16 protein-coding genes are annotated in these 14,311 nt (G+C 59.6%); 10 read left to right on the top strand and 6 right to left on the bottom strand.

Going from position 1 to position 14,311, the window contains the following annotated elements; genetic code table 11:
* Window positions 1–6: 6 nt before the first annotated feature.
* The 4 genes from ACO6TG_RS14545 (at window position 7) to ACO6TG_RS14530 (ending at window position 3,235) form a co-directional block, all read left to right on the top strand.
* The gene (locus ACO6TG_RS14545; protein WP_422373862.1) at window positions 7–1,056 is read left to right on the top strand and encodes a cell division protein FtsX; all 1,050 of its coding nucleotides are present in this window, start codon (window positions 7–9) and stop codon (window positions 1,054–1,056) included.
* 52 nt (window positions 1,057–1,108) lie between these two features.
* Window positions 1,109–1,798 carry a YdcF family protein gene (locus ACO6TG_RS14540; protein WP_422373861.1) on the top strand — a complete coding sequence of 230 codons (690 nt, stop codon included), beginning with the start codon at window positions 1,109–1,111 and terminating at the stop codon, window positions 1,796–1,798.
* A 55-nt stretch (window positions 1,799–1,853) separates the two neighbouring features.
* Window positions 1,854–2,630, top strand: coding sequence for a lysophospholipid acyltransferase family protein (locus tag ACO6TG_RS14535; protein WP_422373860.1), 777 nt, complete (start codon window positions 1,854–1,856; stop codon window positions 2,628–2,630).
* A 233-nt stretch (window positions 2,631–2,863) separates the two neighbouring features.
* Window positions 2,864–3,235, top strand: coding sequence for a hypothetical protein (locus ACO6TG_RS14530; protein ID WP_422373859.1), 372 nt, complete (start codon window positions 2,864–2,866; stop codon window positions 3,233–3,235).
* 84 nt (window positions 3,236–3,319) lie between these two features.
* Here the strand turns inward: ACO6TG_RS14530 and ACO6TG_RS14525 are convergent, their stop codons facing one another.
* Window positions 3,320–3,850 (bottom strand): gamma-glutamylcyclotransferase, encoded by a 531-nt coding sequence (locus ACO6TG_RS14525; protein ID WP_422373858.1) that lies wholly within the window; start codon window positions 3,848–3,850, stop codon window positions 3,320–3,322.
* 135 nt (window positions 3,851–3,985) lie between these two features.
* Between ACO6TG_RS14525 and ACO6TG_RS14520 the strand changes: the two genes are divergently transcribed.
* The gene (locus ACO6TG_RS14520) at window positions 3,986–5,035 is read left to right on the top strand and encodes a DUF2125 domain-containing protein (RefSeq protein WP_422373857.1); all 1,050 of its coding nucleotides are present in this window, start codon (window positions 3,986–3,988) and stop codon (window positions 5,033–5,035) included.
* A gap of 22 nt (window positions 5,036–5,057) precedes the next feature.
* Here the strand turns inward: ACO6TG_RS14520 and ACO6TG_RS14515 are convergent, their stop codons facing one another.
* Window positions 5,058–5,519: a GNAT family N-acetyltransferase gene (locus tag ACO6TG_RS14515; protein WP_422373856.1), complete on the bottom strand. Its 462-nt coding sequence runs from the start codon at window positions 5,517–5,519 to the stop codon at window positions 5,058–5,060.
* A 184-nt stretch (window positions 5,520–5,703) separates the two neighbouring features.
* Between ACO6TG_RS14515 and ACO6TG_RS14510 the strand changes: the two genes are divergently transcribed.
* The 3 genes from ACO6TG_RS14510 to ACO6TG_RS14500 all read left to right on the top strand — a co-directional run bounded on the left by ACO6TG_RS14510 (window position 5,704) and on the right by ACO6TG_RS14500 (window position 8,744).
* A complete protein-coding gene (locus ACO6TG_RS14510) occupies window positions 5,704–6,618 on the top strand; it encodes a DMT family transporter (RefSeq protein ID WP_422373855.1) in 915 nt (304 codons plus the stop codon).
* Between the two features lie 423 nt (window positions 6,619–7,041).
* Complete coding sequence (locus ACO6TG_RS14505) at window positions 7,042–7,926, top strand: HpcH/HpaI aldolase/citrate lyase family protein (RefSeq protein WP_422378820.1); 885 nt, start codon at window positions 7,042–7,044, stop codon at window positions 7,924–7,926.
* A gap of 134 nt (window positions 7,927–8,060) precedes the next feature.
* Window positions 8,061–8,744, top strand: coding sequence for a glutathione S-transferase family protein (locus ACO6TG_RS14500; protein ID WP_422378819.1), 684 nt, complete (start codon window positions 8,061–8,063; stop codon window positions 8,742–8,744).
* Between the two features lie 31 nt (window positions 8,745–8,775).
* On the opposite strand, the gene ACO6TG_RS14495 is transcribed toward ACO6TG_RS14500, so the two are convergent.
* Entirely contained in the window at window positions 8,776–9,417 is a 642-nt protein-coding gene (locus ACO6TG_RS14495; RefSeq protein WP_422378818.1) for an isochorismatase family protein, read from the bottom strand.
* Between the two features lie 174 nt (window positions 9,418–9,591).
* Between ACO6TG_RS14495 and ACO6TG_RS14490 the strand changes: the two genes are divergently transcribed.
* Entirely contained in the window at window positions 9,592–10,494 is a 903-nt protein-coding gene (locus ACO6TG_RS14490) for a LysR substrate-binding domain-containing protein (protein WP_422378817.1), read from the top strand.
* Window positions 10,495–10,617: 123 nt separating this feature from the next.
* The gene (locus tag ACO6TG_RS14485) at window positions 10,618–10,824 is read left to right on the top strand and encodes a DUF1737 domain-containing protein (RefSeq protein WP_422378816.1); all 207 of its coding nucleotides are present in this window, start codon (window positions 10,618–10,620) and stop codon (window positions 10,822–10,824) included.
* 21 nt (window positions 10,825–10,845) lie between these two features.
* On the opposite strand, the gene ACO6TG_RS14480 is transcribed toward ACO6TG_RS14485, so the two are convergent.
* The 3 genes from ACO6TG_RS14480 to ACO6TG_RS14470 all read right to left on the bottom strand — a co-directional run bounded on the left by ACO6TG_RS14480 (window position 10,846) and on the right by ACO6TG_RS14470 (window position 14,015).
* Window positions 10,846–11,436, bottom strand: coding sequence for a hypothetical protein (locus tag ACO6TG_RS14480; protein WP_422378815.1), 591 nt, complete (start codon window positions 11,434–11,436; stop codon window positions 10,846–10,848).
* Between the two features lie 278 nt (window positions 11,437–11,714).
* Window positions 11,715–12,896: a beta-ketothiolase BktB gene (gene bktB, locus ACO6TG_RS14475; RefSeq protein WP_422378814.1), complete on the bottom strand. Its 1,182-nt coding sequence runs from the start codon at window positions 12,894–12,896 to the stop codon at window positions 11,715–11,717.
* A gap of 129 nt (window positions 12,897–13,025) precedes the next feature.
* Window positions 13,026–14,015 (bottom strand): NADPH:quinone reductase, encoded by a 990-nt coding sequence (locus ACO6TG_RS14470; protein ID WP_422378813.1) that lies wholly within the window; start codon window positions 14,013–14,015, stop codon window positions 13,026–13,028.
* Between the last annotated feature and the right edge of the window lie 296 nt (window positions 14,016–14,311).

Below are 14,311 nucleotides of genomic sequence, written 5' to 3'. Positions count from 1 at the left end.
GGCAGCATGTCCCAGTCAGACGACACCGAAAAAGACACCAGCGGTTCTGTCGAGGTCAAACCGCCGAGACGGGCTGCGCGTCCCAAACGCTCCAAACGACCTGCTCGCAAATCTGCTGCCAAAGCAAAGCCGGAAGCGCAGGGCGACGAGGCGAAGCTGCGGCCGGCTGCCGCAATCGTGCCACCGCAATCTGTTGCCGGACGTGCGCTGACGCTTGTGGTCGCCATCATGAGTTTTCTCGCCTGTCTTACGGTCGGCGCCGTTTCCATTGTCTGGGATGCCGCGGATGCCTGGCAGAACGATCTGGTGCGCGAGATCACCATCCAGATCAGGCCGACGGAAGGCGTCGACATGTTGCGCGAGATCGACAAGGCCGTCGCTCTGGCACAGGAATTTCCAGGGATCTCCGCAGTCAGGGCCCTGTCGGACGCCGAAACGAAATCTCTGCTGGAGCCCTGGCTGGGAGACGGCCTGCAACTGGACGGATTGCCGGTTCCGCGCCTCATCCAGATCACGGTCAGCGACCCGGAACTGCTGAACCTCCAGCAACTCCGGTCCCAGGTCTCGCAAACCGTGACCGGTGCAAGTGTCGACGATCATTCGGTCTGGACCTCGCGCCTGTCCGCCATGGCCGGGGCCGTGGTGGCGGGCGGCTTTGCCATCATGGTCCTGGTTATGGGCTCCATGGTGCTCAGCGTCGTGTTTGCGACGCAGTCCGCCATGGCGGGCAACAAGGATGTTGTATCGGTGCTGCATTTTGTCGGGGCGGAAGACGGGTTCATTGCCCGGGAGTTTCAGCGGCACTTTCTGATGCTCGGGCTGAAGGGCGGATTTTCGGGCGGAATTGCCGCGATCCTGACCTTTGTCACCCTGGACATGCTGACAAGGCAAAGTGCAGGCCAGGCCGGGTCCGATCAGCTGTCGGCGCTGTTTGGCGGCATCTCGGTAAGCTTGCCCGGCTATCTGGGTGTTTTTGGCGTCATCTTCCTTGTTGCCATCCTGACGGCGCTGACATCCGGCCTGGCGGTGAAGGCGCATCTGGCGAAAGTGGATTGATTTTCTTGGCAATTGCCGTGAAATTGGCCGAATCACTTATCATAGTCGCGCCATGACACATGCTGACACAGTCATAGATCCCGCTCTGGAGGACGGTGGTCCGACCTCGCCGGACAGGCTCGGGCATCCGCCTGCACCTGTGCGCAAGAAGCGGTTCGGTCTGCGCATTCTGTTGGTGGCAGTTGTCACGGCCCTGATTGCGGGCGGGCTTGGCCAGTTTGCGCTGTTTGCCCATAAGGTTGCCAGCGCCGAGGCCCCGACCACCGCGAATGCGGACGCTATTGTCGTGCTGACAGGAGGGCATGCCCGCGTAAGCGAAGCTGTGCGTCTTCTGGAAGAAGGCCGGGCAAGCCGTCTGTTGATTTCCGGCGTTCATCCGGGCACAACGCGTGAGCAGCTGGCGGCTGTAACCGCGTCAGACCTCCCGCTTGAAAAGGCAAGTGTCGATCTTGACCGGGTCGCGCTCAACACGGCTGGCAACGCCACCGAAACCGCTGCATGGGTGCGCAAGAACGGCTTTGGTTCGCTGCTCGTGGTGACCAGCGCCTATCACCTTCCCAGGGCCCAGGCGGAGCTCTCCGGGGCGCTTCCGAATGTCGACCTGATCGCCTATCCGGTCTTTTCCAAAGACCTCAAGCTGGGCACCTGGTATCAGGAACCCGACACGATGCGGCTTCTCATGCGGGAATATGTGAAGTATATCCTCGCCCGACTTCGCATCGCCGTGCAGGGCGTGGGCTGACACCTGTCAGACTGCGGCCGGACGGTGACACGTTCCCATCGGTTTCCATGGTGCCATGCTGTTTCTGCGCTCTACCCTGTTTCAGGTCCTGTTCTATTCCGTCACCCTGATACTGATGATCCTGTTTTCACCGGTCATGCTCCTGCCGCGGCGCTGGGGCTGGTGGGTGGTGCCGACCTGGTCGCGGATCCTGCAGTTGCTGATGCGGGTCTTCGCCGGAATCAAGGTGGAAGTCCGGGGCCGGGAGAACCTGCCCGAGGGCGGGTTCATCGCCGCAATGAAACACCAGTCGGCCTGGGAAACGGTGTCCCTGATCCCGCTCTTTTCCAGCCCGACCTTCATCTTGAAGCGCGAATTGCGCTGGATTCCCATCTTTGGCTGGTACACTGCCAAGTTCCGCCAGATCCCGATCAACCGGGGCAAACGGTCCGAAGCGCTGGCTGCCATGATGCAGGCCGCCAAACAGGCTATTGCTGAAAAACGCCAGATCCTGATCTTTCCGGAAGGCACAAGGCGCCCTGCCGGGGCGGAGCCGCAATACAAGTACGGCATCGCGCATCTCTACCGGGACCTGAAATGCCCGGTCGTGCCGATCGCTCATAACGCCGGGCTTTACTGGCCGCGGTCGTCCTGGAAGGTCTATCCCGGTACGGTCATTGTCGAGATCCTGCCGGCGATCGAACCCGGTCTGCCCTCTGACGTTTTCTACAAGCGAATGGTGGCGGACATTGAAACGGCAAGCGACCGGTTGATCGAGGAAGCACGCCAGGAAAAGCGGCCCTCTCCGGTTCTCGCCGAGGTCGACGCATTGAAACAGGCAAAGGCCGGATAGTCCGGACCGGCAATCGATCTGACCTTCAGAATCCAAGTAAACTGTAAGTAACACAAATAACAACTGCCTGTGATCGAATTGTTTTTAAGTAAACTCACGATCACAGGCGAGTTATGTCTCTTTTTTCACAAAATCCAGCTCCCATATCCGGTGTGTCACAGCAAGAGACCCGATAAAGCCAACCTGAATTAAAGCGCTTTATTTGGAATAAACCTAACACACGGAGCTTAATCATGCGTACTACCAAGAAAATCATCACCACGTTGCTGGCCGCTGGCGTCGTTTCCACCGCTGCTATCGGTTCCGCTTTCGCTGATTTCCCGCGCCAGTCTTATGGCGATCTGAGTGGCAACGAGCCGGTGTCGATTGAACAGATGCGGATTGCAAATCAGAAAGCGCTCAATTCGGCCGGCGGGTCCTCTGTCCGGGTCAACAACGCCTCCGCCTCTGCCGACTTCCCGCGCCAGGCGTATGGAGACCTGAATGGCAACAACCGCATTCCGGTTCGCGAAATCAGCAAGACCAAAAACAACAGCAATGTTCTGATCCTGCCGTTCCTCGGCGACTGGAACGGTACGTCAAAGGCCGGCTTCCCGCATCAGTAACAGCCTGCGCGCCAGCAATGGCACAAGAAGGGGCCGTGCGACCTGCACGGCCCTTCTTCTTTTGTTGGTTCTTCTGAAAGTCGCTCAGTTTTCGGGGGTGCCCCTGAGCCGGGCCGACAACCAGGCCAAACCATTGTCCTGGATACCCATCTCTTCCAGATGGGCAGCCGTGTTGATGACATATTCCGGGTTCTCGCCCGATTTTCCGACGGCGCCCCGCACGATTTCCAGCTGACGGTCGAGAGGAAGTGCGCCTGCATATTGCGCATGGCCGTGATCGACCATATAGACCAGCGCCTCGACCTTCTCGCCATCGTCGAGCTCGATGTTGTGGTGGTGTTCCTTGTAGACCATGGTGGTCTGTTCCCGGGCACGCAGATAGTCCAGCGTCTGTGGCCATATGTTTTCCGCAACCTGATAGGCCATGCCCCGGCAGGCGCCGCCATTGTCGAGCCCGAAGACCAGCCCGGGTCGTTCCTGCGTGCCGCGATGGACCCAGGAATAGACACAGAGCGAGCGATGAGCACCTCTGAGCAGAGCCCTCTCCGCACGTAGAAATTCAAATCCGGGGTTCCACATCAAAGAGCCGTAGCCAAAGACCCAAAAATCGCTCATATCGTCCTGTCTAACGTTCGTGCAGATGCGGAGATACCAAGCCGTATCGGTCAATTCAATGCCGCCAGGATCTGAAAGCATTCCTTGAAGGCGACGTCGGCGTCGTCACTGCAAAACAAAGAGAGAGCCTGTATCGTGTCCAAAACCGAGACCAAGCCGCCCAAACCGTCCCGCCGCGGCTATATCCTGCTGATCACGGCGATCGTGGTGGTTGTTGCGGGCTGGTCGGCTGCCTGGGCTTATGGCCGTTCGATACTGGGAGACCAGATCGACCAGCAGCTCCAGCGCATGGCAACACAGGGGCTGGATCTTTCATGCGGCAATCTCGAAATCGCCGGCTATCCGTTTCGTTATGAGGTCGCCTGCCGCGACATGCAATCCGAGGACAGGTTTGGCGCCACCGGGGCTCTGGGAGGGCTTAACGCCGTTGCCCTGATCTACAATCCCCGCCACGTGATCTTCGAAGCCACGTCTCCGGCGGCGATGTCGGTACCCGTGGCCGGCCTGTCCGGGGATGTCACCTGGACGACGGCGCGGGCCAGCATGAAGTTTTCGGATGACGCCCTCGGCGCGCTTGACGCCGTTGTCGATCAGCCCGCGGCCGTGTTCGGCTCGACCCTTTCGGAAGGGACGTTTGCGGCCGACAAGGCCGAAGTCCATTTGCGGCAGGTTCCGGATGTCGCCGGCATGCTGGAAGGATTTGTGACGGTGGACCGGCTGGCGCTGAAATCCCTGCCCGCATTGCCGCAGTCGCTGATGCTGCGCGGCCACGCCCGGATAGAGGGTGGCATGGCGCTGATGGCAGGCGCTGATCTGGCGTCGTTGGTGCAGGCAAAGGGAGGCGAACTGCCGATCCGTCTGATGCTGGCCGAAGCAGGGTTTGAAGCGAGCCGCGCCGCCGCCAGCGGTGATCTGGTTCTTGCCGGTGACGGCACCTTGTCAGGCGTGCTTGAGGTCACCATCGGCAATGCAGCTGACCTGCTGCAAGGCCTGAAGCCCGTGTTTCCACCGGAAGATCAGGCTTTTTCCCTGCTTGAAGGGGTGGTCAAGAGCCTGGACACGGCCGCCACCGAAGTGGACGGCGTTCGGACCATCAAGGTCCCGGTAACGATCAACCAGGGTTTGGTGCAGGTCGGCTTCCTGCCCGTTGGCCGGATCCCGCCGCTGTTTCAGGCGGGGTTCTGACGCGCGGTGCAGTGGTGCCGTCTCAATCGCCTGCAATCCGGTCGATGGGGATGACGTAGCTTTTGCGGTGGTCCGGCTCGGCGATCTTTTCATAAAGCGCGACCGCGGGTGTGTTCTTGCCCGGCACGATCCAGCGCAGATGCAGCCAGCCTCGGCTCTGACCTTCGTTTGCCAGAGTTTCGATCATCTTGCGGCCGGTGCCCTTGTTGCGATGGTCCGGGTGCACGTAAATGTCGTCCAGCTGGCCGATCCTGAGGCCGGTGATCAGTTCCGGCAGGTCAAAATAGACCGCAAACCCGATCAGTTCCTCGCCCACAAACGCTCCGATGACTTCGGCAGTTTTGTCTGCGAGGATGCGCTCGGCGTAAAAGTCGTCCGGCCGACGCGGTGCGCCGCGCTTGAGGGCCTGGGCGTTTTCGGCAATGAGCGGCGCAAGCTTATGGGCATCATCCAGCCCGAGAGCCCTGATTTGCGGTGTCGTCATGAATTCCCCGGAATAAAACTCGAGTAAAGCGAGCCACACAATGTCCCGAAACCGTGCCCGGTTTCAAGGACCTCGATCAATTATCGTCTGCGGCGCTTTTTCCGTTGCAAGGGTCCTGACACGCCCTTTCGCTTTTGGCCGTTCCATGTCATGAGCGATGACGACTTCACATCGGAACAGTGTCATGGCGGAAACGGGAAGACTGAAGGCAACGGTAATCGGATTGAGCGCGGTTCTGATGTGGGCAACGCTCGGCCTGTTCGGAGCCGGATCGGGCAATGTTCCGCCGTTTCTGTTGAACACGCTGTGTTTTGGCTTTTCCGGAACGGTCGCACTGATCTGGCTGATTGCCTCCGGAAAAACGAGGCTGCTGCGTCAACCCCTGGGGGTCTGGGCCTTCGGTACGATCGGTCTGTTCGGCTTTCACTTTTTCTATTTCACGGCCATCCGCAATGCGCCACCGGTTGAGGCGAACCTGATCAACTACACCTGGCCGCTGCTGATCGTGCTGTTTTCAGCCTTGCTGCCCGGCGAGACCCTCAGGCTGCACCACATTGTCGGCACTGTTCTGGGCCTCGCCGGGGCGGTTCTATTGATCACGGGCGGTGAAGGCATCGCATTTTCCGGCGAGTCGATGCTCGGCTATGCCGCAGCGGTCACGTCCTCCCTGTTCTGGTCCAGCTATTCGGTTTTGTCGCGCAGGCTCGGCGCGGTGCCCACCGAAGCGGTGGCCGGCTTCTGCCTGATGACGGCGCTTTTGTCGGGCCTGTGCCATCTGGCGCTGGAGGAAACGGTCTGGCCTGCCGCACCGCTGGAATGGGCCTCGGTTCTGGCGCTGGCGGCCTTTCCGGTCGGACTGGCATTCTTCACCTGGGACATCGGCGTCAAACGCGGTGATATCCAGGTGCTCGGGGCTGCTGCCTATTCCGCGCCGCTCCTGTCCACCCTGCTCCTGATTGCTTTCGGCTTCGGGGCCTTGACCTGGTCCGTCGGCATTGCCTGCGTCGCCATCACGGTTGGTGCGGTGATTGCCGCGAAGGACATGATCTTCAGGTCGCGGCAAAAGTCGGTCGAAGCGCCCCAAACGAAAAAAGTGTGACGTAACCGCTCTCAATTTTCTTTGATCTTGTGCCAAATTTTAGGTGTCAGATTAAGCAATGGAGCAACCGATGCCGGATTGGGTACAGATAACAGGGGAAGATGTGGTGATGATCACATTCGCCTGCTGCTATGTACTTGCCGGAATCGGCATGTATTTAGGTTTCTTGAGAAATAGATCTTCGTTAAGCAGAACACGTTCCGATATTCTGTATTTCTTAACACGAAGACTCCAGGCGGGGTCAAAGCCGGCGTCAAGTGCCCGCTGGTTCTTCAGAAGTGCCTGATCTTGTTGGCAGGACTTGCTGACTGAATTTTTCAGCCGAACTTTTGTTCACGCGTTCCCCTTTCGGGCAATTTCCCTCACTCATGCGATCCACTAGGTTAACCGGAATTTCGTTTTCTCAAGCCTTCAGGATCCGCCATGTCGTCGCTGCTCAGACCCCGCCGTTCCGCCCTTTACATGCCCGGTTCCAATCAAAGGGCGCTGGAAAAGGCGAAAACGCTGGATGTGGATTGCCTGCTGCTTGACCTGGAAGACGCGGTTGCCCCGGATGCCAAGGAACTGGCGCGCAACCAGATTGTCGATGCGGTGACGGCAGGTGGGTATGGCGACCGCGAAGTGGTGATCCGGATCAACGGGCTTGAAACACCCTGGGGTGAAACGGATCTGGAAGCAGCGGTCAAGGCGGACCCCGATGCGATCCTTGTGCCGAAGGTGAATACACCTGCCGACCTGCAGTTGATTGCACACAAGCTTTCGGTTCTGGGCGCTTCGGACAGTCTGCGGCTCTGGGCGATGATGGAAACGCCCGAGGCCATGCTCAATGCCGGTGCAATTGGCGCTTGCGGCAGGGATCCCGCCGTTCGCCTGTCCTGTTTTGTCATGGGAACCAACGACCTTGCCAAGGAAACCCGCGCTCGGTTGACCCCGGGGCGGGCGGCGATGATGCCCTGGCTGATGACCTGCGTTGCCGCTGCGCGTCTTGGCGGCATCGACATCCTGGACGGTGTTTTCAATGCCTTTCAGGATGAAGACGGTTTTGCCGCCGAATGTGCTCAAGGAGCAGACATGGGTATGGACGGCAAGACGCTGATCCACCCGAAACAGATCGGTCCGTGTCACGCGGCCTTCAGCCCATCCGAAGAGGAGGTCGCCTGGGCCAGGCTGATCAACGCCGAGTTCGAAAAACCGGAAAACGCTTCCAAGGGTGCTATCCAGGTGGATGGCAAGATGGTGGAACGGCTCCATGCGGACATGGGCAAGCGGGTGATCGCGATCGCTGATGCCATTTCTGCCCAAGGCTGAGCGCCCCAAACTCCAAGAGCTTCGCAAGCCTGTTTGCAGGATCGCAATCGCGGCCTGCAACTCTGTCTATCGATCACGACGTCCAAAGCCGATATGCCTGATTTTCCTTATGAAAGTCAGGCAAGTAACGGCAGATGCGCACCAAATTCAAGATCATAGGCCATCGGCTTTGCCCCTATGTGCAACGCGTCGTTATCGCGATGCTGGAGTGCGGCATTCCGTTCGACAGGGTGGATATCGAGTTGCACGACAAGCCAGGCTGGCTGGAAGACGTTTCGCCGCTGGGCCGGGTACCTGTGCTTCAGGCCGGTGAAGACACCTGGCTTTTTGAATCCGGTTCGATTGCCGCTTTCATGGACCGTCAGTCGGGCGGACGACTGATGCCGGATGATCCGCTGGCTTATGCGCTGCAGGATGCCTGGATGCGGTTCGCTGACGGCATGCTTTCGCTCGTTGCCAGGATTATCTATCGGGACCCGGATGCCCGTTCCTGTGACGCGTCAGTTCAGGCTCTCGTTCGGCATTTGCACGAACTGGAACGCAGGCTGTGGCCGGATCCCTATTTTTCCGGCTCCAAATTCGGTTTGCTCGATGCCGTTCTGGCAAGTCTTTTTCGCTCGTTGCCGGTTCTGGATCGGGTGTCGAAGGTCAAGCTGACGGCAAACCTGTCTGACAGGCAGCGAGACTGGTGGCATCGCGTCAAAGACCGCCGGTCCGTCAAGGAAGCCGTTCCAGCGAATTACGATGCGGCCTATGCCGCCTTCATTGCGGCCAGGAACAGTCATGCCGGCAGGATATTGAAACGGCAGGGGCACTGACCGGACCTGTTCAGATCCGGTCAGTCTTTTCTCAGGCAGCCGAAGACGCAAGAGCTTGGGGAACACTGTTGCGCACCTGGCCAACGAGCGTTGCCCAATCCATCCCGAGCGCTTCATAGACGCCCCAGGCCTCGGGGCGTGCATTGTCGCCCAGAATTTCGACCATCAGGCTGGCTCCGTCGGCAATGACAACACCGCTTTGCACAAGCCTTGCAAGGCCGGTCTCGCGTTTGGTCTGGTTGAATGTGCCGCAGGCGTCGACGGCGACATAGGCTTCATATCCTTCTCTGAGAGCACGCATGGCCGGAAAAGCCGCGCAGACTTCCAGGGAGACACCGGCGAAGATGAGTTTCGTGCGGCCGGTTGCCTTGATCTTGTCGGCAACACGGGCATCGTCCCACGCATTGACGGTCGTCCGGTCGATAAACTCCTCGCCGGCGAGCGCTTCGGTCAGCTCCGGAAAGGCAGGACCCCAGAGCGTGTCGGCGGAGGTGGTCGTGGCGACGATGGGCAGACCCAGCACTTTGGCAGCCTTGGCCAGGCCGATGATGTTATGCTTCAGGTCCGCAATCGAGTAGTCGCGAATGCCCGTCATCAGACCGACCTGGTGATCGACCAGCACCAGGGCGGCGTTGTCTTGCGTCAGGGGGGCGGGGTTGATGCGTGAGGTCATTCCTTTGGTCCTTTCATCTGCCGGTCGAACGAGATCGCTAGTCGCTACGGCTCTCGCGCGGCCGACGGTTTGTCGGCTGTTTTCAACCTAAGGACGGAACAGTCTGGAAAGAAGACAACAATATTGATAAGGATTGTTCCATAAATGGAACAATAGTCTGGAGATGCCGGTCATATGGACCTGAACAGTGCCCGGTCCTTCGTCCAGGTTGTCGAAAAAGGCGGGTTTTCGGCCGCCTCCAGAGCGCTCGGCATTTCAAAGTCGAAACTCAGCCGCCATGTGCAGCAGCTCGAACGGAGCCTCGGTGTCAAGCTGCTGCTGCGCAGCACCCGGCGTCTGGTCCTGACGGATATTGGCCGGGACTATTTCCAGGATGCGAAACAGGCGCTGCAGCACCTGGATGCCGCCGAAGCGTCGGTACGGCACAAGTCGAGCCAGGTTGCCGGAACGGTGAGCTTCAGCTGCTCGGTCGGGATGGCCCAGTTCGGATTGAGGCCGTTGCTCTCGCGCTTTCTGACCGATCATCCCCAGGTCACCTTGAAGCAGCAGGTGTCCAACGAGCTGGTCGATGTGCTGGGCGGGGGGCTTGATTTTGCAATCCGCGGCCACATGGAGACCTTGCCGGATTCAAGTCTGGTTCAGCGGCGTCTGGCCACCGTCGCCTGGCATCTGTTCTGCTCTCCGGGTTTTCTGGAAAAGAACGGTCATCCGGACCGGCCCGAAGACCTTGAGGATCTCGCCGGTCTGACCATGGGCTGGCAGGCCTCGGGCGGCAAATGGACTTTGCGCGACGGCCAGGGCGCCGCAGCAACGGTCCGCTATAGCGAGCGTCTGCGCAGCGAGGACATGGTATCGCTGAAACAGGCGGCCTCGGACGGGCTGGGGATCGTTGCTCTTCCGGCCTATGTCTGCCGGGAGGAGGTAAGAACATCCCATCTGGTGCGTGTTCTACCTGACTGGACTGCCGGAACCCCGCAAATCAGCTTCCTGATGCCATCCCGGACGGGAGTTCTGCCACCCGTGCAACGACTGATCGCCTTTCTGAGCAGGGAACTGCCGCCTCATCTGGAAGTCTGAACACGAGTGTTGATGCGGAACGTGTCCGATAAGTCTGGACGGTTCCGGGGTGGACCGGCTACATGCAGGGCCGGCAGGCGGCGGAAGGCCGTTGGCAACTGATCTGACGGAACAGGGACAGACATGAAACTCTATCGCTTCATCACCGGTGTCGACGACAGCGAATTCTGCCACCGGGTGACCCAGGCCCTGAACAAGGGCTGGCAACTGGCCGGTTCGCCCTCCCTCACCTATGACGCCACGCGCGGCGCTACCATTTGCGGCCAGGCTGTCACCAAAGAGGTCGCGGGCGAAGACTACTCCCGGGACATCAAGCTCGGAGATTATTGAAAACGCAGGCCTGGCGAGCCCTTAATGGTTTGCCTGATCAGGCTTGGCGCCGGTCTCGTTGATGGTGGACTGATCTTTGATGATGCGTGAGAGGTCCGCCATGAAGGTGGCATACCGGCTGTCCAGATAGTGGTAGACCGGCGTTTTCCGGATGAACAAGGCCATCTCCGGTCTTTTCGAGAAGACTTTGTCTTTCAACTGGGTTTCCACCTGAAGAGGTCCGGATAAAAACCCGTCCAGCAGTCCATGCTCATAGTCTGAAAACAGCTCACGAGACGAAGAGTATTTGACGAATTGGTGCCGCGCGGCGTTGTTCTTGGCAAAGGTCTCCTGCCATTTGAGGCCAATCACATAGCCAATTTTCGAGGTGCGATCGAGGTGCCTGGAAGGGTGGAGCCACAAGGCCTCTTGAAAATGAAACACCGGAGCAGCTGACCGGACGAACTCTGTCTGATAGGACGGTTCGATGACCGGCAGACGAAACAATTCGCCACTGACCCTCTTTGCGTTGAATGCGGCAACACCGCGCCGGCCCGGAAAAGCCACTGTCGTCAATTGACACCCGAGCTGCCCGTAAAGGTCTTCCATGACCGGCAGCAGCGCAGTATTCATAGGCGTGCCTTCGATCGTGGCGATCCGCTCGGGACAATAAGCTGAGGCTGCTCCTGTTGTGGTGAAACAACAGGCAAGCACACCGAGCAATTTGGCGGCCTGATGCATAGGTGACCAATTTGTCTGTTGCAGAGCTGCTGAGACGAGTATTGACCGAAACAGTTTTTTCGAAAAGAGAAATAAATCTAAGTATCTAAGGTTGTTTTACTTATAATTGCACGGCACTGCGAGCAAGCCGTGCAATCGATCCGTGATAATGTGATGCGCAATCGGGTGATCTAGGCCGCGTTTTCGACGATCACCGCAATGCCCTGGCCGCCGCCGATGCACATGGTGGCGGCGCCGAGGCCTCCGCCGCTGCGCTGCAGTTCGTAAACCAGCTTGGTCATGATGATTGCACCGGTGGCACCGATCGGGTGGCCGAGCGCGACGGCACCGCCATTCGGGTTGACCTTCTCTGCAGGCAGGCCCAGCAAATCGTTGACGGCGCAGGCCTGGGCCGCGAAAGCCTCGTTGGATTCCACCGCGTCGAGATCTGCTGCGGAAATGCCGGCGCGTTTCATGGCGATCTGCATGGCCGGAACCGGGCCAATGCCCATCACGGCCGGGTCGACGCCTGCCACCCCATAGGAGCGGATGCGCGCCAGCGGCTTCACACCGAGCGCGTCGGCTTTTTCCCTGCTCATCAGGACAAGTGCCGCGGCACCGTCATTGAGGCCCGAGGCGTTGCCGGCAGTAACGCTGCCGTCTTTCTTGAAGACCGGGCGCAGCTTGGCCATGTCGCCGATCTCTGCCTCGTGACGAACATGCTGGTCGGTGTCGAAGACGGTCTCCTTGCCCCGCCGGCCGACGCTGATCGGCACGATCTGATCCTTGAAGTAGCCGGCCTTGATGGCTGCACTGGCACGGCGATGGCTTTCCAGAGCAAAGGCATCCTGCCGTTCGCGCGGGATGTCGTGTTTTTCAGCGATGTTTTCAGCCGTGATGCCCATGTGGCCGATGCCGAACGGGTCGTGCAGGGCGCCGGTCATCATGTCGACGATCTGCGTATCGCCCATTTTCTGGCCGAAACGGGCGCCCGGCAGCGAATAGCCGGCGCGGCTCATATTTTCAGCGCCGCCCACCAATGCGACGTCGCCGTCTCCCAGGGTGATCGCCTGGACCGCGGACACGATGGCCTGCAGGCCGCTGCCGCACAGACGGTTCATGGTCAGCGCCGGCGCGTGGTCCGGGACGCCGGCCTGGCGGGAGGCGACGCGCGCCAGATACATGTCGCGCGGTTCGGTGTGGATGACATTGCCAAAAAACGCCTGATCGATGGTATCTGCTTCGATCCCTGCGCGTTCGATGGCGGCCTTTGCGACCGTCGTGCCCAGGTCGCAGGGCGGGCTGTCCTTCAGCGCGCCACCGAAACTTCCAACGGCTGTCCGCGCCGCACTTGCAATCACAATCTCAGTCATGGGTCCGATCCTGTTTCCGCCCTAGGGTCAACTCCGTCTTTCATAGCCGGTTCCGTATGCGGAAGGCGAGTCGGCCAAACGGAGAGTTTCCGCCGGTGCTTAAAGCTGGGTCCAGCCGCCGGTCGAGTGTCAGCACTTGAGAAGCACCGACCCAGCCCGGTTTCCCTCGGCAATCAGGTCATGAGCCCTGGCGCATTCGGTGAGATCCAGCGTTTCGGAAATCCTGAAGTCGAGTGCGCCCTTTTCCAGAAGCCCGGTCAGGTTGCCGATGGCGGTGCTGCGCTCGGCTCCGGACAGCAGATAGACAAGCACCAGATCGAGGGTCACGGCCTTGAACATCAGCGGATAGAACGGCAGAACGGGTGTCATGTCCTTGGCCGAGCCATAGGCGGCGATGGTGCCGCGCTCGGTGATGACCCTGGTGTTGGTCTCGATATTCTTGCCGAATTCGACCTCGACAATCCGGTCGATCAATGTGCCGTGCGTTGCCTCGAGGATCTGATCGGCGAGCTTGTCGGAGGTATAGTCGAACACCTCAGCGGCGCCGGCTTCGCGTGCCGCAGCCAGCCCGCTTTCGCCGCGGGCCGTTGCCAGCACGGTGGCTCCGGAGGCCGCGGCCACCTGGATCGCAAGATTGCCCACGGTTCCGACGCCACCACTGATCAGGACGGTCTTGCCGGCGACCTCGCCGCCGCCAAGCACCGCGTGGACCGCCGTCATGCCCGGGATGCCGAGAATGGCACCTGTCTCGAAAGAGGTCTGATCCGGCAGGGTTGCCGCCTGAACCGAAGGCAGGGCGATATACTCTGCTGCCGTGCCAAAGGCCCGCTGCCATTGCCCGTTCCAGATCCAGACCCGCTCGCCGACCCGGTCTTGCGAAATGCCTTCGCCAACGGCCTCAATGACGCCTGCGCCATCGCTGTGCGGGACAATTTTTGGAAAGGGCGGCTTCGTCACCCCCGGACGGCCGCCGGCGCGTGCCCGTATGTCGGACGGATTGACGCCTGAAGTATGCAACTTGACCAGGACCTCTCCAGGAGCAAGGTTCGGAGTAGGCAGGTCCTCCAGCATCAGGACTTCTTCGGCCAGACCGAAACGGTCATAGGTGATCGCGCGCATTTGTGTCTCCTACCGGATGTGGATTTGAGAGAAGGTTTCCCCCTGTTCGAATGGCGCATACCAGAATTCGAACAGCACTTGCTTGATCGGGAAATTTCCTCACGATCGATTGTTACCAAGCTGGTGGTCCGCTGGTCCATCGTGGCATCTCGAATTTCGGAATAATTGAATACTTCTCGCAGCCGTTGTATCCTTCGACAATTGCTACTGGTTTATCGGTCGGCTCTGGGGGGAGCGAAGTCGGCGGGTGGTTTTTGTCCTTGAAAAGGTATTGTGGAACCTTCTGATCGTTTTAT

The sequence above is a fragment of the Roseibium sp. genome (genome assembly GCF_965233565.1).
In the GTDB taxonomy this organism is placed as follows: Bacteria; Pseudomonadota; Alphaproteobacteria; order Rhizobiales; family Stappiaceae; genus Roseibium.
The sequence above is the reverse complement of the archived record's forward strand: the minus strand, read 5'-3'. Positions and strand labels throughout refer to the sequence as shown.